Origin of the sequence: Microvirga terricola, assembly GCF_011777495.1 — a bacterium.
GTDB classification, from domain to species: Bacteria; Pseudomonadota; Alphaproteobacteria; order Rhizobiales; family Beijerinckiaceae; genus Microvirga; species Microvirga terricola.
This window is the reverse complement of the sequence record NZ_JAATJS010000003.1, coordinates 647,405-673,577: the sequence shown is the minus strand read 5'-3', so window position 1 is coordinate 673,577 and position 26,173 is coordinate 647,405. Positions and strand designations below refer to the sequence as shown.

The 26,173-nt window shown below is 64.3% G+C and carries 23 protein-coding genes; 5 read left to right on the top strand and 18 right to left on the bottom strand.

Going from position 1 to position 26,173, the window contains the following annotated elements:
• The first annotated feature begins 236 nt into the window (after positions 1–236).
• A complete protein-coding gene (locus HB375_RS11570; protein ID WP_167673123.1) occupies positions 237–1,130 on the top strand; it encodes an ATP-binding protein in 894 nt (297 codons plus the stop codon).
• A gap of 88 nt (positions 1,131–1,218) precedes the next feature.
• Here HB375_RS11570 and HB375_RS11565 read toward each other — a convergent pair whose 3' ends face one another.
• The 14 genes from HB375_RS11565 to HB375_RS11500 form a co-directional block, all read right to left on the bottom strand.
• Complete coding sequence (locus tag HB375_RS11565; protein WP_167673122.1) at positions 1,219–2,424, bottom strand: M23 family metallopeptidase; 1,206 nt, start codon at positions 2,422–2,424, stop codon at positions 1,219–1,221.
• Between the two features lie 116 nt (positions 2,425–2,540).
• Positions 2,541–3,242: a protein-L-isoaspartate O-methyltransferase family protein gene (locus tag HB375_RS11560; protein ID WP_167673121.1), complete on the bottom strand. Its 702-nt coding sequence runs from the start codon at positions 3,240–3,242 to the stop codon at positions 2,541–2,543.
• Between the two features lie 10 nt (positions 3,243–3,252).
• Entirely contained in the window at positions 3,253–4,020 is a 768-nt protein-coding gene (gene surE, locus HB375_RS11555) for a 5'/3'-nucleotidase SurE (RefSeq protein WP_167673120.1), read from the bottom strand.
• 1 nt (position 4,021) lies between these two features.
• Positions 4,022–5,386 (bottom strand): serine--tRNA ligase, encoded by a 1,365-nt coding sequence (serS, locus tag HB375_RS11550; protein WP_167673119.1) that lies wholly within the window; start codon positions 5,384–5,386, stop codon positions 4,022–4,024.
• Positions 5,387–5,481: 95 nt separating this feature from the next.
• Positions 5,482–6,282, bottom strand: coding sequence for a twin-arginine translocase subunit TatC (tatC, locus tag HB375_RS11545; protein ID WP_167673118.1), 801 nt, complete (start codon positions 6,280–6,282; stop codon positions 5,482–5,484).
• A complete protein-coding gene (gene tatB, locus HB375_RS11540; protein WP_167673117.1) occupies positions 6,282–6,788 on the bottom strand; it encodes a Sec-independent protein translocase protein TatB in 507 nt (168 codons plus the stop codon). Before tatB ends, tatC begins: the two co-directional genes overlap by 1 nt.
• A gap of 53 nt (positions 6,789–6,841) precedes the next feature.
• Positions 6,842–7,084 (bottom strand): twin-arginine translocase TatA/TatE family subunit, encoded by a 243-nt coding sequence (locus HB375_RS11535; protein ID WP_167673116.1) that lies wholly within the window; start codon positions 7,082–7,084, stop codon positions 6,842–6,844.
• A gap of 56 nt (positions 7,085–7,140) precedes the next feature.
• A complete protein-coding gene (locus HB375_RS11530; protein ID WP_167673115.1) occupies positions 7,141–8,262 on the bottom strand; it encodes an ABC transporter ATP-binding protein in 1,122 nt (373 codons plus the stop codon).
• Positions 8,259–8,966: an SMC-Scp complex subunit ScpB gene (scpB, locus tag HB375_RS11525; RefSeq protein WP_167673114.1), complete on the bottom strand. Its 708-nt coding sequence runs from the start codon at positions 8,964–8,966 to the stop codon at positions 8,259–8,261. The genes HB375_RS11530 and scpB overlap by 4 nt, the downstream gene beginning before the upstream one ends.
• Position 8,967: 1 nt before the next feature.
• Positions 8,968–9,768: a segregation and condensation protein A gene (locus tag HB375_RS11520; protein ID WP_167673113.1), complete on the bottom strand. Its 801-nt coding sequence runs from the start codon at positions 9,766–9,768 to the stop codon at positions 8,968–8,970.
• 30 nt (positions 9,769–9,798) lie between these two features.
• Positions 9,799–10,818, bottom strand: a complete 1,020-nt coding sequence (gene nagZ / locus HB375_RS11515; protein WP_167673112.1) for a beta-N-acetylhexosaminidase — start codon at positions 10,816–10,818, stop codon at positions 9,799–9,801.
• Positions 10,819–10,872: 54 nt separating this feature from the next.
• Complete coding sequence (locus tag HB375_RS11510) at positions 10,873–12,339, bottom strand: SPOR domain-containing protein (protein WP_167673111.1); 1,467 nt, start codon at positions 12,337–12,339, stop codon at positions 10,873–10,875.
• Between the two features lie 111 nt (positions 12,340–12,450).
• Complete coding sequence (gene argS, locus HB375_RS11505) at positions 12,451–14,211, bottom strand: arginine--tRNA ligase (protein ID WP_167673110.1); 1,761 nt, start codon at positions 14,209–14,211, stop codon at positions 12,451–12,453.
• A gap of 49 nt (positions 14,212–14,260) precedes the next feature.
• Positions 14,261–15,466: a deoxyguanosinetriphosphate triphosphohydrolase gene (locus HB375_RS11500; protein ID WP_167673109.1), complete on the bottom strand. Its 1,206-nt coding sequence runs from the start codon at positions 15,464–15,466 to the stop codon at positions 14,261–14,263.
• Positions 15,467–15,561: 95 nt separating this feature from the next.
• On the opposite strand from HB375_RS11500, the gene erpA reads away from it, so the two are divergent.
• Together erpA and HB375_RS11490 are read left to right on the top strand one after the other, a co-directional pair.
• A complete protein-coding gene (erpA, locus tag HB375_RS11495) occupies positions 15,562–15,888 on the top strand; it encodes an iron-sulfur cluster insertion protein ErpA (RefSeq protein WP_167673108.1) in 327 nt (108 codons plus the stop codon).
• Between the two features lie 85 nt (positions 15,889–15,973).
• Complete coding sequence (locus HB375_RS11490) at positions 15,974–17,833, top strand: hypothetical protein (RefSeq protein ID WP_167673107.1); 1,860 nt, start codon at positions 15,974–15,976, stop codon at positions 17,831–17,833.
• Positions 17,834–17,924: 91 nt separating this feature from the next.
• Here the strand turns inward: HB375_RS11490 and HB375_RS11485 are convergent, their stop codons facing one another.
• The gene (locus HB375_RS11485; protein ID WP_167673106.1) at positions 17,925–20,219 is read right to left on the bottom strand and encodes an NADP-dependent malic enzyme; all 2,295 of its coding nucleotides are present in this window, start codon (positions 20,217–20,219) and stop codon (positions 17,925–17,927) included.
• Between the two features lie 105 nt (positions 20,220–20,324).
• On the opposite strand from HB375_RS11485, the gene HB375_RS11480 reads away from it, so the two are divergent.
• Entirely contained in the window at positions 20,325–20,945 is a 621-nt protein-coding gene (locus HB375_RS11480) for a CatB-related O-acetyltransferase (protein WP_167673105.1), read from the top strand.
• On the opposite strand, the gene HB375_RS11475 is transcribed toward HB375_RS11480, so the two are convergent.
• Genes HB375_RS11475 through aspS form a run of 3 tightly spaced genes read right to left on the bottom strand, consistent with a single transcriptional unit; the run spans position 20,917 to position 24,692 of the window.
• Positions 20,917–22,008, bottom strand: a complete 1,092-nt coding sequence (locus HB375_RS11475; protein ID WP_167673104.1) for an acyltransferase family protein — start codon at positions 22,006–22,008, stop codon at positions 20,917–20,919. The two genes, HB375_RS11480 and HB375_RS11475, sit on opposite strands and share 29 nt — an antisense overlap.
• Complete coding sequence (locus tag HB375_RS11470) at positions 22,005–22,871, bottom strand: glycosyltransferase family 2 protein (protein WP_167673103.1); 867 nt, start codon at positions 22,869–22,871, stop codon at positions 22,005–22,007. Before HB375_RS11470 ends, HB375_RS11475 begins: the two co-directional genes overlap by 4 nt.
• Positions 22,872–22,883: 12 nt before the next feature.
• On the bottom strand, positions 22,884–24,692 hold the full coding sequence (gene aspS, locus HB375_RS11465) for an aspartate--tRNA ligase (protein WP_167673278.1): 1,809 nt from the start codon (positions 24,690–24,692) through the stop codon (positions 22,884–22,886).
• Between the two features lie 254 nt (positions 24,693–24,946).
• On the opposite strand from aspS, the gene rnd reads away from it, so the two are divergent.
• Positions 24,947–26,116 carry a ribonuclease D gene (rnd, locus tag HB375_RS11460; protein ID WP_167673102.1) on the top strand — a complete coding sequence of 390 codons (1,170 nt, stop codon included), beginning with the start codon at positions 24,947–24,949 and terminating at the stop codon, positions 26,114–26,116.
• The last annotated feature ends 57 nt before the right edge of the window (positions 26,117–26,173 follow it).

The following is a 26,173-nucleotide window of genomic DNA, read 5'->3' as shown; positions in this document are numbered from 1 at the left end:
CCCCCAGCGGGGGCCCCTTGCGCGAAGGCTGGCGAAATGAACAAGCGGCTCTCCATGGATAAAGGCGCGAGGCAGGCGGGAGCCGCCCACCCGCGCCAAACGGGACTAGAAGCGGGCGGACTATACCCATCGACTCCACGAAATCAAATGAAGTTGCCGGGATTTCCAGAGGTCGCGTCCATGGACGCTGCCAAGCTTCCACGGTAATCAACTCCGATACCGGTTTTGAGAGCGTCATGTCCCATCCCTCGTCAGACCCTTCGGCCTCCGCCTCCCCCGAATCCCTGGCCCTCCTGAAGCGCATCGCCGACGCCCTGGAGCGCCTTGCGCCAGCGGCAGCGCCGCAGGCGGATTTTCAGGCCGCCGACGCATTCGTGTGGCACGCGGCGGCGCGGCGGCTCTCGCCCGTGCCCAAGGTGAACCGGGTCGAAATGGGGCTCCTGCGCGGAATCGATCGGGTACGGGACACGCTGGCCGAGAACACCCAACGCTTTGCGACGGGCCTGCCGGCCAACAACGCCCTCCTCTGGGGCGCGCGGGGCATGGGCAAGTCTTCGCTGGTGAAGGCGGTCCACGCGGAGATCAACCAAACCCGCTCAGCCGGCTCCCGCGCGCTCAAGCTTATCGAGATCCACCGGGAGGACATCGAAACCCTCCCCGACCTGATGGCGCTGCTGCGTGCCGACCCGCACCGGTTCATCGTGTTCTGCGACGACCTGTCCTTCGACGCCGACGACACTTCCTACAAATCCCTCAAGGCCGTGCTCGAAGGCGGCATCGAGGGGCGACCGGACAACGTGATCTTCTACGCCACGTCCAACCGCCGTCACCTGTTGCCGCGCGACATGATGGACAACGAGCGCTCCACCGCCATCAACCCCGGCGAGGCCATCGAGGAAAAGGTTTCTCTCTCCGACCGCTTCGGCCTCTGGCTCGGCTTCCACAAATGCAGCCAGGACGAATATCTCGACATGGTCTTCGCCTATGTCGACCACCTCGGCCTGAAGGGAGAGCGGGAGGCGATCCGTGCCGAGGCTCTTGAATGGGCCACCACCCGCGGCGCCCGCTCCGGCCGCACGGCCTGGCAGTTCATCCAGGATCTCGCGGGACGGTTGGGTCAGGCCATCTAACGACAAAAGGGACGGCAGCTGAGCTCTGCCGTCCCCTTCTCGTGACCGACTTCGGGTTACGAAAGCCGGTCGGAACTGAAATGGCTCTTTAGCCGCCGAGGTGCTTGAGCGGGTCGACCGGGGTCGAGCCCTTGCGGATTTCGAAGTGCAGCTGCGGCGAGGTCACGTTGCCGCTCTGGCCGGAGGTGGCGATCACCTGTCCGCGCTTCACCTGCTCGCCGCGCTTCACGCTGAGCGAGCCGTTATGGGCATAAGCCGAGACGTACCCGTTCTCATGGCGGATCAGGACGAGGTTGCCGTAGCCCTTCACCTCGCTGCCCGCATAGGTCACGGTCCCGGCCTCTGCAGCCTTGACCGGCGTTCCTTCCGGAACCGCGATATTGATGCCTTCATTGCCGCCATCGGCGCCGAACCCGGCGATCACGCGGCCACGGGCGGGCCAACGGAACTCGCCCGAAACGCTGGCGGTCTGGTCAGGGTCCTGAGCCGGAGCCTTGGCGACTTCGGCCTGCGGCGCGACGGCGGCGGGCCTGACCGGCTCAGGCGCGGTGACGGCTGCGACCTTCGGAGCCTCGACTGGCTTCGGCGTGGAAACGAGAGGCTGAGCGGGTGCAGCGGCGACGGTAGCGGGCGCCTTTGCCATCGGGGCCGCCTGTGCGGTCGCGGCCGTGCCAGGACGCGCCCGCTTGCCGGCGTCGACCGGCTCCGGCACGCCGCGAGCGGGCGCCTTGGAGCTGTCGACGAAGCGTAGCTTGCCCTGCCCTGCAGGCTGAGCCGCGGCGACAGGCTGCGGAGCACGCGACGGAGCCTGCGCTGCGGCCGCCATCTGCGATCCACCCGCATTGTAAACCGGGATCACCACGCGCTGGCCCGGCACCACCTGGCTCGGGCTAGACAGACCGCTCGCCGCCAGAATGGCGCTGGCAGGAACGCCGTAGCGCTGGGAAATCATGTTGAGATTGTCGTTGTTGCCGACCGTGATCTGCGTTCCACCAGCGGCCGACCATCCGCTTGCGCCACCGGGAACGGGCGCGGTGGCCTGCATCGGCTGAGAGAGCGGCTGAGTCTGGACCGGAGGAAGCGCCTGCGACTGAACGGGAGCCGCCGGCACGGAAGCGACCATCGGGCGCGACTGCATGGGCTCGCTCGCAGCGACGCGATCGCTGGACGAGAACGGGTTGGAGAACGGCGTCTCGGTAAATCGCAAAGTATCGGAACTACAGGACGCCACCGCGCTGCTGACCAAGCCTGCGAGAGCGATCCGCGATAGCCCAGAACCGAAACTCAGACGCATGACTCAACCCCAACCGAACGCAACGCTATGGGGCGCATTAAAAACCTATTCAGGTTAAGCAACCGTTGCTGCCCTGAATTTTGTCGTAACCTTGATCGGAATTTTCTGAGGCGCGCTTACAGAGTCGTAGCGGCGCCGGGCACCAGGGGCGAGAGCCGCAACGGCGCTCCGAGTTCCTGCCGGAACTCCCCGCCTTCGAGCTTGTCGATGCGCACCAAGCGCGGCAAACCTTCAAGGGTGAGAGCCCCGACCAGACGTCCGCCCATTCCGAGCAGAGTCGTCACCGCGTGGGGGATTTCAGCCACCGCACCGTTCAAAAGAATGCGGTCGAACCGCTCGCGGGGCCGCGTCGCGAGCCCGTCGCCGATCTCGATGCGGACCTTGCCCGCATCCACGATTTTCAAATGCTGCGCGGCGCTCTCGGCCAACGTACTGAACCGCTCGACGGAATGAACCTCCGCACCGAGCTTCGCCAGAACGGCGGTGACATAACCGCTGCCGGTGCCGACTTCGAGGACGCGCTGGCCCTGCCCTAGCCCAAGCGCCACAAGCATCGTCGCAACGGTTCCGGGCGAGGTCATGGTCTGCCCGCAGGGAAGCGGCAACGCGACATCCGTGCGCGACAGATCACTGAAACGCCGGGGCGCAAAGACCTCGCGCGGTACAAGTTCCATCGCCCGCAGCACCGCCGTGTCGCGAATGCCCCGTGCCCGCAAGGACAGGATGAACGAGGCGACGCCGATCGCCTCATCCTCCCGACAATCCGCCGGGAAAAACGGCAGATCGATCTGTCCTGGCTTCGGCGGGGCTTCGCTCATCGGCTCTGTCTCACCCCTGCTCGAAGGCTCGTGCGTAGCGTGTGAGCGTCGGCTCGTCGGTCATGTCGAGCCTCAGCGGAGTGACGGCGATGCGTCGGTTCGCGATGGCCCAGAGATCGGTGCCATTGGCCGGCGTGAAGGGCCGGCGTTCGAATGCAATCCAGTAATAAGGGTTGCCGCGCCCATCCTCGCGCTTGTCGAGGCGCAGCAGTTCCTGCGTCCTCTGGCCCTGATTGACGAGCGCAATCCCCTCGACATCATCCGGTTCGGCATCGGGAAAATTCACGTTGACGAGAACGCCCTTCTCGATACCCGCGTCGAGGATCTTGCGCACGACGTGCGGACCATGCGTTTCCGCGCAGTGCCATTTCAGCAGATTGCGATTACCCGCCCCATAGGCCTGAGAGAGCGCGATGGAAGGAACGCCGAGCAGCGTCCCTTCAATGGCTCCGGCGACGGTGCCGGAATAGCTCACATCCTCAGCAACATTCTGCCCCCGGTTCACGCCGGAGAGCACGAGATCGGGCTTCTGATCGCGCAAAAGGTGGCGCACACCCATGATGACGCAATCAGTCGGCGTTCCCTTCACCGCGAAGTGGCGGCCGGAGATTTCGCGCAGGCGCAGCGGATCGTTGAGCGAGAGCGAGTGAGACACGCCGCTCTGGTCGGTTTCGGGCGCCACCACCCACACATCGTCGGACAGCGCCCGCGCGATGGCCTCAAGGATTTTGAGGCCGGGCGCGTGGATGCCATCGTCGTTGGTGCAGAGAATGCGCATGTCAGGCTCGGCCCTCGATGCGGGTCATGCCGCCCATATAAGGTTGGAGCACGGTGGGCACCGTCACACTGCCATCCTCGTTCTGGTAGTTTTCCAGCACCGCCACGAGCGTGCGGCCGACCGCGAGGCCCGAGCCGTTGAGCGTGTGCACGAAACGCGGGCCCTTGCCGTCGGCGGGCCGGTAGCGGGCGTTCATGCGGCGAGCCTGGAAATCCGAGCAGACCGAGCAGCTCGAAATCTCGCGATACATCCCCTGCCCCGGCAGCCAGACCTCGATGTCATAGGTCTTGGTCGAAGCAAAGCCCATATCGCCCGTGCAGAGCGTCATGGTGCGAAACGGCAGATCGAGCTTCTTCAGCACGTTCTCGGCGCTCGTGAGCATGCGCTCATGCTCGTCGGCGGACGTTTCCGGCGTGGTGATCGAGACCAGCTCGCATTTCACGAACTGGTGCTGTCGGATCATGCCGCGCGTGTCGCGACCGGCAGAGCCGGCCTCGGCGCGGAAGCTCGGCGTCAGGGCCGTGAAGCGGAGCGGAAGCTCCTCCTCCGAGAGGATCGCTTCGCGCACGAGATTGGTCAGCGTCACCTCGGCGGTCGGGATGAGGCCGTAGCGCACATCGTGGATCGCCTTCAGCAGCGTTTCGCGCGTCGCCTGACCATCGATGGCGGAGGCGACGAATTCTTCCAGCGCTGAGCCCGGGAACGCCCAGAACTGATCGTCCTCGAACTTCGGCAACTGCGCCGTGCCGAACATCGCCTCGTCGCGCACCAGAAGCGGCGGGTTCACTTCCGTGTAACCGTGCTCGCTGGTGTGCAGGTCGATCATGAACTGGCCGAGCGCGCGCTCAAGCCGCGCGAGGCCGCCCTTCAGGACGACGAAACGCGAGCCGGAGAGCTTCGCGGCGGTTTCGAAATCCATGAGACCCATGGCCTCGCCGATCTCGAAATGCTGTTTGGCGGCGGCAAGGTTCTTCGGATTGCCGAAGCGGTGGCGCTCCACATTGCCGGTCTCGTCGGCGCCGACCGGCACTTCCTGCTTGGGCGTATTTGGGATGGCGGCGAGCAGAGCCTCAAGCTCTGCTCCGGCCTGGCGCTCTTCCTGCTCAAGCTGGGGAATGCGCTCCTTCAGGCCGGCGACATCGGCCATCAGCGCCTGCGCGCGAGCCTCGTCCTTCTGCGCCTTGGCCTGCCCGATCTCCTTCGACAGGCTGTTGCGGCGCTCCAGGGATGCCTGGAGCGCGGAGACGGCACTCTTGCGGCTGTCGTCGAGGGCGATCAGCCGTGCGGACAAAGGCTCCATGCCCCGGTTGCGGAGGCCTTGGTCGAAAGCCGCGGGGTTTTCGCGGATGGAACGAATGTCATGCATGGGAAAGGACCGTCTTCAGGAGGCGGTCCTGCCCGAGAACACGACCGCCCCCACATTATGCCAAGGATTGCGGTCAGGAGGGAAGGCTTCTTTGCCTATCCGGCTGCCGCGCGCGCGGCCTCGGCTTCCGCACGCTTCTTCTCCACCATGCGGACGGAGATGATGGACGCCTCGTAAAGAACCAAGGTGGGGACCGCAAGGGCGAACTGGCTGATCACGTCAGGCGGGGTCAGCACCGCCGCGAGAATGAACACCAGCACGATCGCATAACGCCGCCGCTCCACGAGGAACTGCGAATCGATGATCCCGGCCCGCGCCAGCAGGGTCAGGACGACCGGAAGCTGGAAGCAGATGCCGAAGGCGAAGATCAGCGTCATGATGAGCGAGAGATATTCGCTGACCTTCGGCAAGAATTCGATGGCGGGCGAGGAATCCGTGGCGAGCTGCTGCATTCCCACCGAAAAGCGCATCAACACCGGCATCGCGATGAAATAGACGCAGGCCGCGCCCAGCGCGAAGAGGACCGGCGTCGCGATCAGGTAAGGCAGGAAGGCGCGGCGTTCGTTTTTGTAGAGGCCCGGCGCGACGAATTTGTAGACTTGAACGGCGATGACCGGGAAAGCCAGGAAACCCGCGCCGAAAACCGCCACCTGGATCTGGGTAAACAGATATTCCAGGCCGTGGGTATAGACGAGGTGCGCCTTCTCCGGCGAGCCGACCGCGTGCACGTAAGGCAGCACGAGGATGTTGTAGATGTACTTCGCCCCGGCAAAGCAGATGAAGAACATCACGATGAACGCGATCAGCGCTTTGATGAGGCGGCTGCGCAGTTCGATCAGGTGCTCGATCAGAGGCGCACGTGATGCCTCGACCTCATCCTCTTCGACATTGGCCATCAGGATTTCGCGTCCGGTTCGTTCGGGGTGGGCGCAGGGCTTGCTGCCTGCTCGGCAGCTTCGGCCTCTCGCCGCAAGGATTCGGCGATCAGCTCGGCCGGGTCCTCGACCGGCGGCAGCGTCGGAATAGGCAATTCGACTGGATCGGGCGTCGCCGCTCCTTCCGCGGGAGCGTTGGCAACTGGCTCGGAGGCAGGCTTTTCGGTAGGCGCAACCGGCGTTTCGACAGCCGATTTCAACTCATCTCGGATCGTCTGGATCGGGTTGAAGCCCTTGTTCATCGACGAGACCGACTCGTTCATGCCCTGAAGCTGCTGCTTGACGTCGTCAAGCTCGGCCTCGCGCATCGCTTCCTGGAACTGACCCTGGAATTCCGCCGCCATACGGCGGATTTTGCCCGTGACTTGGCCGACCGTGCGCAGGGCGCGCGGCAAATCCTTCGGGCCGATGACGATCAGCGCAACACCGCCGATCACCAGGACCTCACCCCAGCTCATGTCAAACATGGCGTGGCCTCGACTCCACCTCTTGAAAGCCGCACCGAGCGGCTTGTCGCCGTTCAGCCGACCTTGTGATCGCTCGTCGCCGAAGTTGTGCTTGTGGACTGGTGATCGAGCGTGCGGACGGGCTCGGACGGCTGAGCCGGATTTGCCGCGTTGGTGTCCTCTTCGGCCATGCCCTTCTTGAAGGCTTTGATGCCCTTCGCGACATCGCCCATCATGTCGGAAATCTTGCCGCGTCCGAAGAGCAGGACGACAAGCAGACCCACGACGATCCAATGCCAAATGCTAGCGCCACCCATGGCAATCCTCCTGCGCCGGATCCGGCGCGGCTACTGAATTCGAATGTGCGGCCAACCTAGGCATCGGACGCGGCGAAAACAAGAACATCCTTCGGGTCGATCTCAATCCCGACGTCCTGGCCTTCTTTGGCTCCCACGGGATCGTGAACCCGGGCCTGGAGCGGTCGTTCCACGCCCTGTACACCAATATGAACCAGTTCGACCTCCCCGAGAAAGCGGCGAGATACCACACGCCCCGGCAGACAGAAACCGGAAGGCTTCAATCTCAGGCCCTGCGGGCGGATGCAAACAATTGCGGGACCATCCTCAACATGCGGCGCGGCGAAGATGCCGACGGGAGAATGAGCTTGGCCGCCTTTCACCGTCGCCTTGATTTCATTGAAATCGCAGAAGAACCGCGCAGCAAAAAGGTTGGCGGGGTGGTGGTAGATCTCCTCCGACCGTCCCTGCTGGATGATCCGGCCGGCGCGCATCAGGACGATGCGGTCGGCAATCCGCATCGCCTCCTCCGGATCGTGGGTCACGACGATGGTCGTGGCCCCGGTTTCGCGCAGGATCGCGACGGTTTCGTCGCGGATGGCGTCACGCATCCGCTTGTCGAGGTTGGAAAACGGCTCGTCCATCAAAAGAACGCCGGGGCGCGGCGCGATGGACCGCGCCAAGGCCACGCGCTGCTGCTCGCCGCCGGACAAGGTATGCGGAAATTCGTCCGCGAAGCTTTCAAGCCCAACGCGGGACAAGGCGCGCCGCGCTGCGACATCCGCCTCCGCGACCGACAGATCCTTCAGGCCAAACTTCACGTTTTCCAGAATCGTCATGTGCGGAAAGAGCGCATAATCCTGGAACATCAGGCCGATGCCGCGCCGTTCCGGCTCCACGAAAGCCGCCGGCCCACTGACTTCGAGCCGATCCATCAGGACACGACCCGAGGTCGGTGTCTCTACGCCCGCCGCAATGCGCAGCAGCGTCGTCTTTCCACACCCTGAATGGCCGAGCAGACAGACAAGCTCGCCCGGCTCAACGGTCAGCGAAACGCCATCCAGCACGCGTTGGCTGCCATAGATCTGAACGATATTCTCGAACGAGAGCTGAGCCGGGATCGAGGCGCCCGCCGTCCCGCGCTGTCCCCAGCGCGGCAGGCGGAAGCGGTCGCGGGCCGACAGGGGGCCTTCGGTCATTCCTCTTCCGGTCCCTCCGGTTCAGGCACGATCGGCATGAAAAGATCGTCCTGGTCGAGAGGGTCCTCGTCAGGCCGGAGCGTCTCGTCGTCGGACGGCACGGGCACCGACAGGTCGGAGGGAACGCGGCCTTCAAGGAATCCTGCGCCCTTCAGCTCCTCGAGGCCCGGCAGATCGTCGATGGCATCAAGGCCAAAATGGTTCAGAAAGGCGGGGGTCGTGCCGTAGGTCACCGGACGTCCCGGTGCGCGGCGGCGTCCCCGCAACCGGATCCAGCCCGTCTCCAGAAGCGTGTCGAGCGTGCCCTTCGAGGTCGCGACGCCGCGGATTTCTTCGATCTCGGCGCGGGTCACGGGCTGGTGGTAGGCAACGATTGCCAGGGTTTCCATGGCGGCGCGGGACAGCTTGCGCTGCTCCACCACGTCGCGGGCGAGCACGAAGGAAAGGTCGCTCGCGGTCCGGAAGGCCCAGCGCCCGGCCACACGGACGAGGTTGACCCCCCTTCTCTCGTAAAAGGATGCGAGCTCTTCGAGAATCCGCTCGACATCGGCCCCTTCGGGCAGGCGGCCGGTCAGTTCCTCGACGCTCAAGGGCTCGGCAGAGGCGAACAGGAGAGCCTCGGCGATCCGCAAAGCCTCACCGTGATCCGGGACGTGGCTGACCTCCACGGCCTCCACCTCGGTCGCTTCGATTGCTTCTTCCATATCAGGCTCCTGCCTCGGCTGGATCTGCGACAGGTCTCACCCAGACGGGCGCGAAGGCTTCGTCCTGCCGGACGGTGAGCTTGCCTTCCCGCACCATCTCCAGGGTGGCGGACAGAGCCGAGGCCAGCACGGTCGGCCGCATCTCCGGCTCGACCATGTACTCGACGAGATAGGTATCGAGGGTCACCCAGTCGCTGAGGTGGCCCACAAGCCGTTCCAGGGCCTCCCGCGCATCGACAAGAGACCAGACGGTCCGCTTATGGAGGGAAACCCTAGCGTTGAGCCGAATTTGGCGCTGACGCGCGTAAGCCGCAAGCAAATCGTAGAGCGCGGCCTCGAAACGCGAGTCCCTGTGGATGACGACCGGCTCCGGCGCGCCGCGGGCGAAAACATCGCGTCCAAGCAGGCTCCGCTCGCCCAGCTTCTTGGCCACTTCGCGAATGGCCTCCAGGCGGCGCAAACGCAAAGCCAGCGCGGTCGCCAGGTCCTCGGCGCTCGGCTCCTCACCTTTCGGCGGTTCGGGCAGCAGCAGGCGGGACTTGAGATAGGCGAGCCACGCCGCCATGACGAGATAATCCGCCGCCAGCTCCAGGCGCATGCGGCGGGCTTCCTCGATAAAGACGAGGTATTGCTCGGCCAGGGCCAGGATCGAGATGCGGTGCAGATCGACCTTTTGACGGCGGGCAAGCTCCAGCAGCAGATCGAGCGGCCCCTCGAAGCCATCCACATCGACCAGAAGCGCGGGCTCGGTCTCGCCCCTCTCCGTGGGCGCGACGTCCTCAAAAGGTAAGGTCTTCGCCATTTCCGCTACTCAACTCAGATGGGGAGCAGCTTACGCCACCATCGCGAGCGCAGCGTCAAGTCTTGCGCGGGCATCCACAGGATCCAGCGGCTCCGGCTCATGGAGAATGCGCGAAAGGGCCGCATCGGCCCGGCGCAGGGCCACGCCTTCCAGAATGGGAGCCGCCTCGACGACCGCCTCCATCTCGTCCATCTTGCCGTTGCAATGGAGGCCCATGTCGCATCCGGCCGCAAAAGCGGCTTCCGCCCGCTCTCGCAAAGTACCGGAAAGGGCCTGCATAGACAGGTCATCGGTCATGACGAGGCCGTCATAGCCAATATGACCCCGAATGATGTCCTTCATGACGATAGGCGACGTCGTTGCCGGCTTTTCGGGGTCGAGAGCCGTGTAGACCACGTGGGCAGTCATCGCGAGGGGCATGTCCGTCAGCACCCGGAAGGGCGCGAAATCATGGGCTTCCAGCTCATGCCGAGACGCCTCGACCACGGGAAGTGCCAGGTGGCTGTCTGCCCCGGCGCGGCCGTGGCCGGGCATGTGCTTGACGACCGGCAGGACGCCGCCCGCCAGCAGCCCCTCGGCCGCTGCCCTCCCCAGCACCGCCACCCGTTCCGGGCTGCGGGCATAGGCCCGGTCGCCGATGACGTCATGCGCTCCCGGCGAAGGCACATCGAGCACCGGCAGGCAATCGACCGTAATGCCGACGGCACGCAGATCATGGGCGATGAGGCGCGCTCCCAGCCGCGCGATTTCGCGCTGGATCAGGGGATCGTTGGCATGGACCTGCCCGTAGGCGCGGCCCGATGGATATTTGGGCCAGTGCGGCGGCCCCATGCGCTGGACCCGCCCACCCTCTTGGTCGATGAGGATGGGGGCGTCCGCCCGCCCCACGGCCTCGCGCAAAGCGTGGCAGAGCGCCTTGACCTGAGCGGGATTGTCGATGTTCCGGCGGAAAAGAATGAACCCCCAGGGCGCGGCATCTCGGAAGAAGGACACCTCGTCGGGGTTCAACTCGTGGCTGGAGCAACCAGCAATAAAGGCGCGGGTGGTCATTCCCGCGCCTTACGTCCCCTGCAACGCAGGGTCAAGGAGTCTTGCCGCGACCGGCTAGTTCTTGGCCACAAAGCACTGCCCGCCCTGCCCTTGCAGCTTCGAGCAGAGGGACGAGGCCTCTTCCCGCGACAAGGGGCCGACGCGGACGCGGTAGACGGTGTTGCCGTTCACCTCGGCCTTGCGGATCATCGACGGCACGCCATCGAGATCGTCATATTTTTTCTGCAACTGCTGGAAAGCCGTCTGCGCTTCGCCTTCCGAGCCACGGACCGCCAGCTGGACCGAATAGCCACCTTCCGAAACGGTCGCTGCCGGCGCGGGGGCCATTGGCTGCGCCGAAGCCACCTTCTGCGGAGCAGGCGTAGGAGCGGCCGGAGCCGCAGGTGCAGGCGTCGCTGCTGCAGTAGCGGCAGGCTTGGCCGCCGGGATCGCGGGCGCGGCGACCGGCGTGTTGGCGGTCGGCTTCGGCTGAGCCGCCTGAGCCTGGGTCGGCGCGGGAGGCGTCGGCTGCGCTGCCGGCGGCAAGGTCATGGGCGCGGGCATCGCGACCGGACGGGCATTCGCGTTGGCAGAAGCGTTCGTGTTCGCACCGGCGCTGGCCGGAGCCTCCGGCTTCGCCGCGGAGCCGTCAGGCTTGATGGAGACGGTGCGCACCTTGCGCGGCTCGCCGAGATTCAGGCTGGTCGAAGCCGTTGCATCGGTGTTGCCGGAATTCATCCGGGCCACCTGCTTCACATCGACGGGCTGCTCCTCGCGGCTCACGACCTTGGTCTCGGTGTTCGTGTTGGCGCGCTCGTAGATCTGCTTGTTCTGGTTCGGAATCTCGACTCCGCCGGGATTTTGCGGCTGGACCTTGACCGGCTCGTTCGTCGCCTTGATGAGCGGCGGCTGGCCGCCACTGGCGACGCCGGACTTGCCGCTCATGAGGTACGCACCGCCGCCGCCGATGACGACAGCCCCGAGAATCGCACCCACCGCAATCAGCCCCTTGCGGGACCGCGGCTTGGCCACCGGCTCGTAACCCATGGGCTTGGCCTGCTCATAGCCGGCGGCGCCTTGAGGCGCCTCATCGTAATAATGCAGGCTGTGAGCCCCAGCATCGTAAGTATCGTGGCCGCGCGAGGGAGCGGCGGCCGGCGCCTGGTAGGCATAGGCCGGCTCAGCGGCGCGCGCAGGGGCCTGCGGATAAGAATCGAGATCGAAAGCCGTCAGATCGAAGTCACTTTGACGTGCCTGGGGCTGAACCTGCGATTGAGGCTGGGCAGCACCGCGCGCAGCCGGCGCAGGCTCTGCAGCAAAAAGATCATCCAGGTTCGATCCGGCCTGACCGCGCCGGGCCGGTGGCTCGCTGGCCAGCAGAGACTGAAAGGGATCGTCCTGCCCCACGATGCGGGCAAGCTCCGCCAGCGGGTCGTTCCGACTCGCAGAAATGGGCTGAGACGGCGCGGGCTGCGCCTGGGCAATCTGCCGCTCGATCTCGCCGAGATCCACCGCAAAACGGGGCTTTACTGATTCGCTCATTGCGCCGGACCTCCGGTAATCACGACGAGAGCGACAATCGCCCCCGCCGAACACGACGTTCAACCACCCGGCTCAGAAGACCTTGAAACGATAGCCCCGCTTCAAAGGCCGTCAGCGCATCTCATCAGGTGCCGTGACGCCCAAAATTGTGAGGCCAGATGCGAGCACGCCCTTGAGGGCATGCACGAGAGCGAGCCTCGCTTGAGTTGAATCTTTATGAGTTTGATTAACAAAACGTAATTGCGGCAAGTCTTTGCCCTTGTTCCACAGACTATGGAACGCACTGGCGAGCTCATAGAGGTAAAACGCCACACGGTGAGGCTCATGTGCTTCGGCCGCGGCCTCTACCATGCGCGGAAACTGCGCGATGCGGTGAATCAGGTCCGTTTCCGCTTCATCGGCGAGGATGGAAAGGTCCGCTTTTAAAAGTTCTTCCGCAGAAAACTTCGTGCCAGGAAAAGCTTCCGCCGACTGTCTGAAGACCGAGGCGCAGCGGGCATGGGCATACTGCACGTAGAAGACCGGATTGTCCTTCGACTGCTCGACGACCTTGGCCAGATCGAAGTCCAGGGTCGCGTCGTTCTTGCGGAAAAGCATCATGAAGCGCACCGCGTCGCGGCCCACTTCATCCACAACATCTCGCAGCGTCACAAAGTCGCCGGCCCGCTTGGACATCTTCACCGGCTCGCCGCCGCGCAAAAGCTTCACGAGCTGGCAGAGCTTCACGTCGAGGTCGCCCTTGCCACCCGTGACGGCCTTCACCGCAGCCTGCATGCGCTTGACATAGCCGCCATGGTCCGCGCCCCACACGTCGATCATAGAGGCGAAGCCGCGCTCGAACTTGGAGCGGTGATAGGCGATGTCGGAGGCGAAATAAGTGAACGAGCCGTCCGACTTCAGCAGCGGGCGGTCCACCTCGTCGCCAAAGGCGGTGGCGCGGAACAGGAGCTGCTCGCGGTCCTCCCAGTCATCGTCCTTCTGGCCCTTCGGAGGCGGCAGACGGCCCATATAGACGAGGTCGCGCGCCTTCATCTCGGCGATGGTCTTGGCAACCTCGCCGCCGTTGCCCTCCTGCAAGGTGCGCTCGGAGAAGAAGACGTCGTGATGGATGTTCAGCACCGCGAGATCGGCGCGGATCATGTCCATCATCATGTCGATCGAGATATCACGCAGCTGCGGCAGCCACTCTGCCTCCGGCTTATCGAGCAGGCTCGCTCCATAATCGCGCGCAAGGCGCTCGCCGACCGGCTTGAGATAATCGCCCGGATAAAGCCCTTCCGGGATCGGGCCGATATCCTGGCCCAGCGCCTCCCGGTAGCGGAGGAAGGCGGAGCGGGCGACGACATCCACCTGCGCGCCCGCGTCGTTGATGTAGTATTCGCGCGTCACCTTGTAGCCGGCGAAGGCGAGCAACGCGGAGAGCGCATCGCCGAACACCGCGCCGCGGCCATGGCCCACATGCATCGGCCCGGTCGGGTTGGCGGAGACGTACTCTACGTTGACGGGTTCACCGCCCCCCTGCCCGCTGCGGCCGAAGCCTTCGCTGTCGGCGACGGCGGCGCGCAGAACCTCATGCAGAACCTCCGGAGCGAGCCGGAGATTGATGAAGCCAGGACCGGCGACATCCACCTTCGTGACGCGCGGGTCGGTTTGGAGTTCGGCGACGAGAAGATCGGCCAGGGCGCGCGGATTCATGCGCGCTTCCTTGGCGAGCACCATGGCGGCGTTGGTGGCGAGATCACCGTGAGACGGGTCGCGCGGCGGCTCGACCACCACGCGGCTCACATCGAGCCCCGATGGGATCTTTCCCGCCTCGGCCAGATGGCCAAGCGCATCCGCCACCCGCTTCTCAAACAACGCGAAAATGTTCATGGTACTGTATCTCGATAGGGCAACTCGCCCTTAAAAAGCTTTGGCGCGCCTAACGCAAGTCGGGGGTTACGTCAAACAGACGCCGGTGTTCAAGGATCGCGTAGCGGTCGGTCATGCCGGCGATGTAGTCCGCCACACGGCGGGCGAGACGCGGCTCGTCTGTCGGAAGGTCCGCCCTCCACTCCTCCGGCATCGCCTGGGGATCGGTCATGAAGCGCCGGAAAAGGTCGCGGAGCACGTCATCCGCCTGCCGGCGGACCTCCATGACCTTGGGGTGGCGATACATGTGGGCGTAGAGGAATCGCTTCACCGACGCCTCGGCCTCCTGCATGGCGGGCGAAAAGCAGATGGTCGTCGCATTCGCGTGGCGGATATCAGCGGCGGACGCGGGAGCCAGCGCCGCGAGCCGGCGGTCGCCTTCCGCCACCACGTCTTCCACGAAGCGGGTAATGACCCGGCGGGTCAGTTCATGAATGCGGCGGGACAGGTCGAGCTTCGGATAGCGCGCCTCGATCTCGCGCAGGAGCGTGTCGAGAAACGGCACCTCGCGCAGGTCTTCGACCCCGAACAGGCCAGCTCTCAAGCCGTCGTCGATGTCATGGGCATCATAGGCAATGTCATCGGCAATCGCTGCAGCCTGTGCTTCGGCGCTGGCATAGGTCGCGAGTTCAAGGTCCTGCTGGGCGTTGTATTCCAGGATCGCCAGTGGAATCCCGCGTTCCGCATAGCGCGAGGTCGGCTTGCCGTCGGCATCGAGCAGCGGGCCGTTGTGCTTGACCAACCCCTCCAGGGTCTCCCAGGTCAGGTTGAGGCCGTCATATTCGGCATAGCGCCGCTCCAGCCGCGTCACGATCCGCAACGCCTGGGCGTTATGGTCGAACCCGCCGAAGGATCTCATGCATTCGTCGAGGGTGTCCTCGCCCGTGTGTCCGAAGGGGGTGTGGCCAAGGTCATGGGACAAGGCCAGCGCCTCGGCCAGATCCTCGTCGAGCCCCAGCGAGCGCGCCAGCGCCCGGGCGATCTGGCTGACCTCGATGGTGTGGGTCAGGCGCGTGCGGAAATGGTCGCCCTCGTGATAGACGAAGACTTGCGTCTTATGCTTGAGCCGCCGGAAGGCCGAGGAATGGATGATCCGGTCCCGGTCGCGCTGAAAATCGCTGCGGGTGGGGGAAACCGCCTCCGGATAAAGCCGCCCCCGGGCCGCACCCGGATCGCAGGCATAAGGGGCTCGCCATCGTTCGCCAAAAGGCCGCACAGCTCATCCTCGGGTTGAAGGCTTGTCAGCGGGCACTTACCTTGCTCTTAACCGCTTGTCCAAGATAACGTCTTCTCGTCGACTGGATAAAATCAATGTCCGAAATCACCCTGACGGAACGCGCTGCCCGCCGCATCAACGAGATCATGGCCTCGGAGCCGGCGGGCTCGATGCTGAGAATCAGCGTCAACGGCGGTGGCTGCTCAGGCTTCCAATACGCCTTCGACGTCGATCGGACCCGGCAGGGCGACGACCTTGTGATCGAGCGGGACGGCGCCGCCGTTCTCGTGGATCAGGTGTCGATCCAATACATGGACGGCTCGGTGATCGACTTCGTGGACGATCTGATCGGCCAGTCGTTCAAGATCGAGAACCCCCACGCGACCGCCTCCTGCGGCTGCGGCACGTCGTTTTCGCTCTAACCTTCGCTTTTATTCTCATCCCCTCTCCCGCACGCCTTCGCGACGGTCTATGAAACCCGAGACTTTTCAGCGTTTTGGGGGATAGATGACAAGGTCGATATATCGTTCTGGAATTTGCGCACTGGCGTTAATCGCAGGCTCCGCCGCGCTGCAATTTGAACCGGCCATCATCCATGACATCGGCTTTGCGAGGAGCGGCACCGCCCTGCAAATCGGAGCCGTACGCACGTCCCTCTGGAGCGCCGCCTGGGCGCAGGCCGCCGACACTTTCAGTCTGGAGAACGTCCGCTTCACCATCGGCACGACGAGCTATGAGGCCAAACGGGTCGACCTCACCGGCGTAACATCCCCGCGCGCGACCATCGAGGCCCTGTTCGCCTCCGCCTCGACGGAACCCGTCTCGGCCCGCCTGAGCGCCATTGGCGCACGGCAAATCACGATTCCCGAACTGAAGGTGACGCAAAAGTTCGGCCCCGAGACGCAGACCAATATCCTTAAGAACGTCGTCCTGAAGGATGTCGCCAATGGCCGGATCGCGACCGCGACCGCGGACACAATCGGTGTTGAGACCAGCGGGTCGAAGACCACGCTGGCATTGAGCTACGGGCGGATGTCGATCAGTGATTTCGACCTACCGGCTTACGCCAAACTCTTCGAGACGAGGGCGGATTCTGCCTCCAGTCCGCCGACCAAGATCCACGGCGCCTTTACGGTTGAGAACATCGAGGCCAGCGAGGAAGGCGTGAACGTCCGGATCGCGCGCGTGGCCGGCCGGGACTTCATGGCGCGGACGACGAAAGACTCGTGGACTGACAGCCTTGCGGCCCTGGCCGAGCTTGGCGGAAAGGGCGACCTCTCTGAGGAGGACCAGGCAAAACTTGTCAGAACGGCCGCCGACCTCTTAAGCGCCTTCGACTTCGCGTCCGTCGAGGCGACCGGCATCGAGATCACAGGGTCGAAAGCAAAAGATACCGATGTGACCGGGCGCATCAATCGTATGGCTTACACGGGCGCCACGGCCTCCCGGCCAGCGGATGCACGCATTGAGGGAATGGAATTTTTCGGCAAAAGCGAAAGCATCAAGATCGGCACCATCAGCCTGACCGGCTTTTCCTTCGGCCCAACTTTTGAGGCCCTTAAGAAGTTCGACGCAAAAACGATCAAGGATGCCGACGCCGCGACGGTGCGCTCGCTTATCCCGACCTGGGGCACGATGCACATTTCGGGCGTAGATATCGACGTCTCGGCGGACAAGGGCAAAAAGGACGAGCGGGCAAAGCTCGGATGGAAGGATCTGGAGCTGACCGCCGATAAGCCGGTCAATGGCATCCCGACCAATATCAGGATCGGCTTGCAGAACCTCGCCATGGAATTGCCGGCGAAGAGCGACGAGGAAGGCATCCGCGATCTCATCGCGCTCGGCTACAAGAACCTCGACCTGTCCCTCCTCCTGTCGGCCCTCTGGAACGCCGAAACGGAAGAACTGAACATTCGCGAATATTCGCTGAGCGGCCAGGACATGGGCAGCATTTCCATGACCGGTCTGCTGGGCGGCGTGACGAAAGACGTGTTCGATCCCGATACCGCCATCGCTGCCGTCGCTTTGGTGGGCGCGAAGGCCAAGGCGCTCGACATCACCGTGGAGAACAAGGGCCTGTTCGAACGCTATCTCGAGAAAGCGGCCAAGGAGCAGAAGACCAAGCCGGAAACCCTGCGTGCCACTTACGGCACCGCCGCAGCGGTCGCCCTCCCCTCGATCATTGGCACGTCGGAACAGGCAAAAGCCCTCAGCCAGGCTATCGCGCGCTTCATCGCCAAGCCCGGACGACTGACGGTCAATGCCAAGACCAAGGACCCAAGTGGCCTGAGCCTTGTGGACATCACCGCCTTGCAGGAACCCGCAGACGCCTTCGTCAAGCTGAACGTGACGGCGAAAGCGGAGTAGCGGGTGGCTTCCTCGCCTCGATGCGCGAGATCTCAAAAACAAGATGGCCGGGACAGGCCCGGCCATGACATCGAAGAATGTTCGTTGACGGTCAGCCGCGCTGCTGCTCCGCCGCCTGCGCCTCCACCACCGCAATCGCCGTGATGTTGACGATGCCGCGCGCCGTCACCGACGGGGTGAGGATGTGCGCGGGCTTTGCGGGACCGATCAGGATCGGGCCGACGGGCAGCGAATCCGCCAAAATCTTCGTGAACTGGAATGCGATATTGGCGGCGTCCAGGTTCGGCATAATCAGCACATTCGCCTCACCCTTCAGGCGCGAGGCCGGATAGACCCGCTCGCGGATCATTTCCGAGAGTGCCGCGTCGGCCTGCATCTCGCCATCGACTTCGAGGTCAGGCGCGCGCTCGTTGATGAGTTCCAGCGCCTCGCGCATCTTGACGGCGGAAGGAGTGTCAGCCGCGCCAAAGTCCGCGTGCGAGAGCAACGCGATTTTGGGCGCAATGCCGAAGCGGCGGACGTGGCTCGCGCAGGCAATCGTCATGTCCGCGATCTGCTGCGCGTTCGGATTGTACTGCACATGCGTATCCGCGAGGAAATACGCGCCCTTCGACGTGATGACGAGCGAGAGCGCCGCCATCTCATGCACGCCGGGGGCGAAGCCGATGATGTCCTTGATGTGCTTCAGACGCGACTGGAAGCGCCCTTCGAGACCGCAGACCAGCGCATCCGCATCGCCGCGCCGCACGGCGAGCGCGCCGATGACCGTGGTGTTGGTGCGCACCAACGTCTTCGCGGCGTCGGGTGTAATGCCCTTGCGGCCCGCTGCTTCTACATAGGACGCAACGTAATCGCGATAACGCGGATCGTCCTCGGGGTTCACCAGCTCGAAGTGCTTGCCGATCGCCATGGAGAGGCCGAAGCGCTTGATGCGTGCCTCGACGACGTTCGGACGGCCGATGAGGATCGGCTTGGCGATGCCTTCCTCGACAATCACCTGCACTGCGCGGAGCACGCGCTCGTCCTCACCCTCGGCGTAGATGACACGCTTGGGATCGGCCTTCGCCTTGGAGAAGAGCGGCTTCATGATGAAGCCGGAGCGGAAGACGAAGCGGCCGAGCGAATCCGCGTAAGCTTCGAGGTCTTCCAGCGGCCGGGTCGCGACGCCGGAATCCATCGCCGCCTTCGCGACATCAGGTGCGATGCGCAGGATCAAGCGCGGATCGAACGGGCTCGGGATGAGGGACTTCGGGCCGAAGGGATGAGCCTCGCCGCCATAGGCGCGCGCCACGACTTCGGACGGCGCTTCTCGCGCAAGACCTGCGATGGCCTTCACGGCGGCGGCCTTCATCTCCTCGTTGATGGTCGTCGCGCCCACATCGAGCGCGCCGCGGAAGATGTAAGGAAAGCACAGGACGTTGTTGACCTGGTTCGGATAATCCGAGCGCCCGGTGCAGATCATGGCGTCGGGGCGGGCCGCCTCGGCCTCCTCCGGCATGATTTCTGGATTGGGGTTCGCCAGCGCCATAACGAGCGGGCGCGGGGCCATTTTCTTCAGCATATCCGGCTTGAGGACGCCGCCTGCTGAAAGGCCGAGGAACACGTCGGCGTTCTCTATCACTTCGGCCAGCGTGCGTGCATCGGTCTTCTGCGCATAGACCGACTTCCAGCGGTCCATGAGCTTTTCGCGACCCTCATAGACGACGCCTTCGATGTCCGTGACCCAGATGTTCTCGCGCTTCGCGCCGAGCGAGACGAGGAGGTTGAGGCAGGCCAAAGCCGCCGCGCCCGCGCCGGAGGTGACGATCTTCACGTCCTCGATGCGCTTGCCCGCAAGCTCCAGGGCGTTGGTGACGGCGGCACCCACGATGATCGCCGTGCCGTGCTGGTCGTCGTGGAAGACCGGGATGCCCATGCGGGCTTTGAGTTGCTCCTCCACCTCGAAGCATTCGGGGGCCTTGATGTCTTCGAGATTGATGCCGCCGAAGGTCGGCTCGAGGGCTGCGATGACCTCGACGAGCTTGTCGACGCTCTTCTCCGCCACTTCGATGTCGAAGACGTCGATGCCGGAGAACTTCTTGAACAGGACCGCCTTGCCTTCCATGACGGGTTTGGAGGCCAGCGGACCGATGTCGCCGAGGCCCAAAACCGCCGTGCCGTTGGAAATGACCGCCACGAGATTCTGGCGGGAGGTGAGGTTTGCAGCCTCCGACGGATCGGCGGCGATGGCCTCGCAAGGGGCCGCAACACCGGGCGAATAGGCCAAAGCGAGGTCGCGCTGATTGCCTAGGGGCTTCGTGGGCTGGATCTCGAGCTTTCCGGGGCGCGGGTAGCGGTGATAGAAGATGGCTCCCGATTTCAGATCCTGCGAGATGTTGTCACCCATCCGAAACGCTCCTTGCACCTGTCGCCGCACGTCATTCGCGAGCGGCCCTTGTGCGCGCCTTGTCCCCTTCCGTCAACGCTCTTCTAGCGCAATGGAGGGCCGCGCATGAGGCTGCTTCATCGCCTGAAGAATTGGAAGAACCCGCATAATCAGACCCGGTTGCACCTGGCGCGACTCACGACGCGCTACGGCTACGAGATTGGGGAGTTCTCCTATGGGCGTCCCAAGGTGCGCTTCCCTGAAGCCGGGACCAAGCTCACCATCGGGCGTTACTGCTCCATTGCCGACAAGGTCGAGATCCTGCTCGGCGGCAACCACCGGACGGATTGGGGAACGACCTATCCTTTCTCCGCCCTCCCCGACCTGTGGCCGGCCGCCCCGAAGACCGAGGATTACCATTCCTCCCGCGGAGACGTGACCATCGGGCACGATGTGTGGCTGGGCTCAGGGGCGATCATTCTGTCGGGAATCACCATCGGGCACGGGGCGGTCGTCGCGGCTCATGCGGTCGTGACCAAGGACGTGCCGCCCTACGCCATCGTCGGTGGGAACCCGGCAAAAGTCATCCGCAAGCGCTTCGACGACGCCACCATCGAGGCTCTGCTGGATATCCAGTGGTGGGACCTGCCGCGCGAAAAGATCGCCACGCTGATCCCGCTTTTGCAAAGCGACCGGCTGCGGGAACTGATCGCGGCAGTCAGGGTGCTGCGGGCTCAGTCACTTTAAGCGTCCGACGCCGCAAGGCCTTCGCCTTCAAGGCGAGGGCCGGCTTCTCGACGATAACCCACGACACCGCCGCCACCACCAACGTGATGAGGAGCGCCGGCGCGAGCAGCACGAGTGGCGCGGCCGCGGGCAGCAGCGCGTGCAGGCTCTGCTGGATCGGCCAGCCATAGAGATAGGTGCCGTAAGAGAGATCCGTCTTCGGCTCATAGGACCAGCGCGTCAAAGCGGACGCGAGGGCGAGCCATAAAACCCCATAAGCGGACACGATGAAGAGCAGCGTCTTGTAAAGAACCGTGCCGCTGGCCAGCCACGTCGCCGCGAAAAGAATTGCGAGAAGCGGCCCCGACAAGCGAGCCTTGTAGCGCCACACATAAAGCGCGCCACCGAAGGCGAAGATCAGCGGCAGGCGAAGCGCCGTTTCCACACCCTTCGGAATTTCGGGCCGGAAAAGACCGAGGCTGAGGAGCGCTAGAGCGAGGCCAACGGGCAGTACAAGAGCGGCAAGGCGCGAACGCAGCAGGCCGACGAGACCGAGAACCAGCACGCCGAGATAGCAGAGAACCTCATATTTGAGGGTCCAGACCGTCCCCATCGGGAAGGTAAAGGGGTTGTTCTCGAACACGCCGGGAAGCGCGATGTTGCTCTTGAAGCTCGACAGCGTCGCGCCGACGAAGCGAAAAACGCCCGGGCTCTGCCAATAGTCCGTGACCGGCAAGCGGGTCATCCCGCCCCCGAGGAGAAAAGCCACCACGAGAGTCGCAACGATCAGCCCGGGCGCGATGCGCAGGGTCCGGGCGATGGCATAATCACGCCAGCCGCGCCGGTCGAAGCTCATGGTCACGAGAAAGCCGGAAATGGCGAAAAAGCCGTTCACCGCATGCTCGCCGAGCGTGAATCCGGTCGAGGCTGCCAGCGGCTCGTCGGTCACGGCGCCCGTGGTGACGCTGAAGGCGTGGGAGACAACGACTGCGATGGCGAGAGCGAGCCGGATCACGGCGAAGTTGTTGCGGTCCCGCTCCAAGGCCATGGCCACGGTCGGAGCGCCTAAAAAAAGGGCCTTCATGAAAGCCCTTCCCGCTGCAGCGCCGTGCGGCCTCTCATGAAGGCCAACGCCCCGGCCGCCGAGCCGCCATAACGCTCGACGAGCTTGCGCTGGCCGGTGAGGAAAGCGCCCAGCGTCTTCACCGCGTTGACGGCGAACATGCCGGCGGCTGGGCTGTAGAGGCCGTATTTGTGGCTCACATAGGCCCGCGACCACGCCTGATGCCAGCGCGACTTGAAGACGAGTCCCGGTTTCGGCGTGCTGGAGCGTCCTCGCCCATGCCGCACTGTCGCCGATGGCACGTAGACCAGAGCCTCGTGGGAATCCGTGATGCGGCGGCAGAGATCGTCGTCCTCATAGAACAGGAAGATTTCTTCGTCGAACCCACCCAGTCTCAGAAACGCTTCGCGGCGGATCAGGAAGCACGCGCCGGAAAAGAACGGCGCGCAGGCCTCGCCTGTCGGCACCACAAGCTTGCCGCTTGGGTTTGGGAGATAGCCCGCAAGAAGCGAGCGCGGCTGGTAGAAGACGCGCCCATTCGGCTCCACGATCCGCGGCGCAAACAACGCTGCGTCGGGATAGCGCCCTGCGGCTTCGAGCAGGGCCGCCACCGTTCCGGGTTGGACGACCACGTCCGGGTTGACGATGAGCAGGAACTCGCTGTCCGCCGCCCATCCGCCGATATTGTTGGCCCGGCCATAGCCCTCGTTCCGCGCATTGCGGATGACGCACGCGCCCAGGCGCTCGGCCTCGGTCCCGCTGCCGTCGCTGGACGCGTTGTCGACGACGATCACCCCGACCCCTTCCGCCTTCAGGGCGCCGAGGCACTCCGGCAGCGCCTCAGCACTGTCAAAGGCGACGACGATGGCGATGACCGAGGACATGGCTCTCTAAGCTCACTTCTCCTGAACGTTCAGGCGAAGGTGTAGTTCACGCAACTGCTTTGGCGTCGCCTCCGAGGGCCCACCAAGCAACAGGTCTTCGGCCCGCTGGTTCATCGGGAACAGCGTGATCTCGCGCAGGTTAATGGCGCCGCAGAGCAGCATCACGATGCGGTCGATGCCCGCCGCCATGCCGCCGTGCGGAGGCGCGCCGTACTGGAAGGCGCGATACATGCCGCCGAAGCGCTCCATGACTTCCTTCTCGCCGTACCCGGCGATCTCGAAAGCCTTCACCATCCGGTCGGGACGGTGGTTGCGGATCGAGCCCGAGGCCATCTCGTAGCCGTTGCAAACCATGTCGTACTGGAATGCCGTCATCTTGAGGATCTTCTCCTTGTCCGACGGATCGAGGGCCATGAAGGCGTCGTGATCCATATTGGCCATGGAGAACGGATTGTGGGAGAAGTCGATCTTCTTCTCGTCCTCGTTCCACTCGTATTGCGGGAAATCGACGATCCAGCAGAAGGCAAACTGGTCCTTGTTGCCCAAGCCCAGCTCGTCGCCGATGCGTACGCGCGCCTTGCCGGCAAGCGAGGCGGCCTTGTCCTCTACACCAGCGGAGAAGAACACCGCATCGCCCGCCTTCAGGCCCGCCTTGTCGCGGATGAGCTTTTGAACCTCATCCGGGATGAACTTGGCGATGGGGCCCTTGCCGACGATCAGACCGCCCTCTTCCTCGAACACCACATAGCCAAGGCCCGGCGCGCCTTCCGTGCGGGCCCAGTCATTGAGCTTGTCAAAGAACGAACGGGGCTGCGAGGCCGCGCCCGTGGCCGGGATGGCGCGCACGACACCACCTGCCTTGATGACGTTCTTGAAAGCGTTGAAGCTGACATCGTCGCGCGCGAACTCGTCCGACACGTCGCAGATGATGAGCGGGTTGCGCAGGTCCGGCTTGTCGGAGCCGTACTTCAGCATCGCCTCGAAGTACGGAATGCGCGGGAAGACCTCCGTCACCGGCTTGCCGTCCGCGAATTCCTTGAAGGTGTCGCGAACCACCGGCTCCATGGTGCGGAAAACGTCTTCCTGCGTGACGAAGCTCATTTCCACGTCGAGCTGGTAGAACTCGCCCGGCAGGCGATCAGCGCGCGGGTCCTCATCGCGGAAGCAGGGCGCGATCTGGAAATAGCGATCGAAGCCCGAGATCATGATGAGCTGCTTGTACTGCTGCGGAGCCTGCGGCAGCGCGTAGAACTTGCCCCCATGCAGGCGCGACGGCACCAGGAAGTCGCGCGCACCTTCGGGCGAGGACGCCGTCAGGATTGGCGTCGTGAACTCGAAGAAGCCGCTGCCCTTCATGCGACGACGAAGCGAGTCGATGATCGCCCCGCGCTTCATGATGTTGTGGTGCAGCTTCTCGCGGCGCAGATCCAGGAAGCGGTACTTGAGGCGCGTCTCTTCCGGGTATTCCTGGTCGCCGAAGACCGGCAGCGGCAGCTCGGCCGCCGGGCCAAGCACTTCCATGTCGGTGATGTAGACCTCGATCAGGCCGGTCGGCAGCTCCGGGTTCTCCGTGCCCGCCGGGCGCTTGCGCACCTTGCCGTCCACCCGCACAACCCACTCCGACCGGGCCGTCTCGGCCTGCTTGAAGGCCGGGGAATCCGGGTCGATCACGCACTGCGTCATGCCGTAATGGTCGCGCAGGTCGATGAAGAGCACGCCGCCGTGGTCGCGGATGCGGTGGCACCAGCCCGACAGGCGGGCGACCTGGCCAACATCGGATTCGCGGAGCGCGCCGCAGGTATGGGAACGGTAACGGTGCATGGAGGCGGACATAATACTGGGAGCCTGCTTGGATGAAATGTTTGCCGCAACATCCATGGGAGCCCGGGGAAGTCAAGGAGGAAGGGCCGTTTGGAGGCCCAAGCATGGCCTAGCACCCAGCTTTTCGGCGTCAGCGCCGTCCGTAACGGCCCTTCCCCGGCTGGGGTATCCACACACTCTTGCATAGGAAGAAAGGGGACCTCCCCAGGTCAGGGGGTCGCCTCCTCGCCGCGCTTGAGCTAAGAGACATGTCCATGGATTTGATCACTTCCACCGACGCTCTTGCCGCCGCCTGCGCGCGCCTTGCGAAGCACCCGTTCGTCACCGTCGACACGGAATTCCTGCGCGAGACGACCTATTACCCCAAGCTCTGCCTGATCCAGATGGCGGGGCCGGACCCGGCGGATGCCTTTCTCATCGACCCTCTCGCTGAGGACATCAGCCTTGAGCCGTTCATGGCGCTCATGGCCGACCGCAACGTGGTGAAGGTCTTCCACTCCGCCCGGCAGGACTTGGAAATCGTCTGGAACCTCGGCAAGCTGGTGCCCGAGCCGCTGTTCGACACCCAGATCGCGGCCATGGTCTGCGGCTATGGCGACTCGGTCTCCTACGAGCAGCTGGTCAACGACCTTGCGAAGGCCAGGGTCGACAAATCCTCCCGCTTCACGGACTGGTCGCACCGGCCCCTGACCGAGGCGCAGCTCACCTACGCCCTGTCCGACGTCACGCACCTCGTCGTCGTCTATCAGGCGCTGATAGCGCAGTTGCAGAAAAACGGTCGCCTGTCCTGGCTCAGCGAGGAAATGGCGATCCTCTCCTCGCCGGAGACCTATCAGGCCGACCCGGAAAACGCCTGGCGGCGGCTGGCGGGGCGCCTGCGCAAGGCCAAGGAAGTGGCGGTTCTCATGGAAATCGCGGCCTGGCGCGAACGCGAGGCGCAGAACCGCGACGTGCCGCGCGGGCGCATCCTCAAGGACGACGCGCTGATCGACCTCGCGACTTCGGCCCCCCGTAGCGTCGAGGCGCTCGGCCGCCTGCGCTCGATCCCCAACGGCTTCGAGAGGTCGCGCACCGGCGGAGAAATTCTCGATGCGGTCGCGCGTGGCCTCGCCCGCGACCCCGCCGCCGTGCCGATGCCGGAACGCTCCCGCGGGCGCGGAGGCGCAGGCTCGGTCGTCGAATTGCTCAAAGTGTTGCTCAAGGCCGTGGCCGAGCAGGAGGGCGTTGCCCCGAAGATCATCGCTACCGTCGAGGAGTTGGAAGCCATCGCCGAAAGCGACACGGCGGAGGTCCCCTCCCTCCATGGCTGGCGGCGCGCACTCTTCGGCGAAAAGGCCCTCGCCCTCAAGAACGGCGAAATCGGCCTCGCGCTGGAACGCGGCCGCGTGAAGCTCCGGCATTTCAGCGCCGCCGAGGCGAGCTGACGGAAAGTGCTTTTCCCTTCCGATAGGATGTTGACCTGCGCTCATGCTCCGATTTTG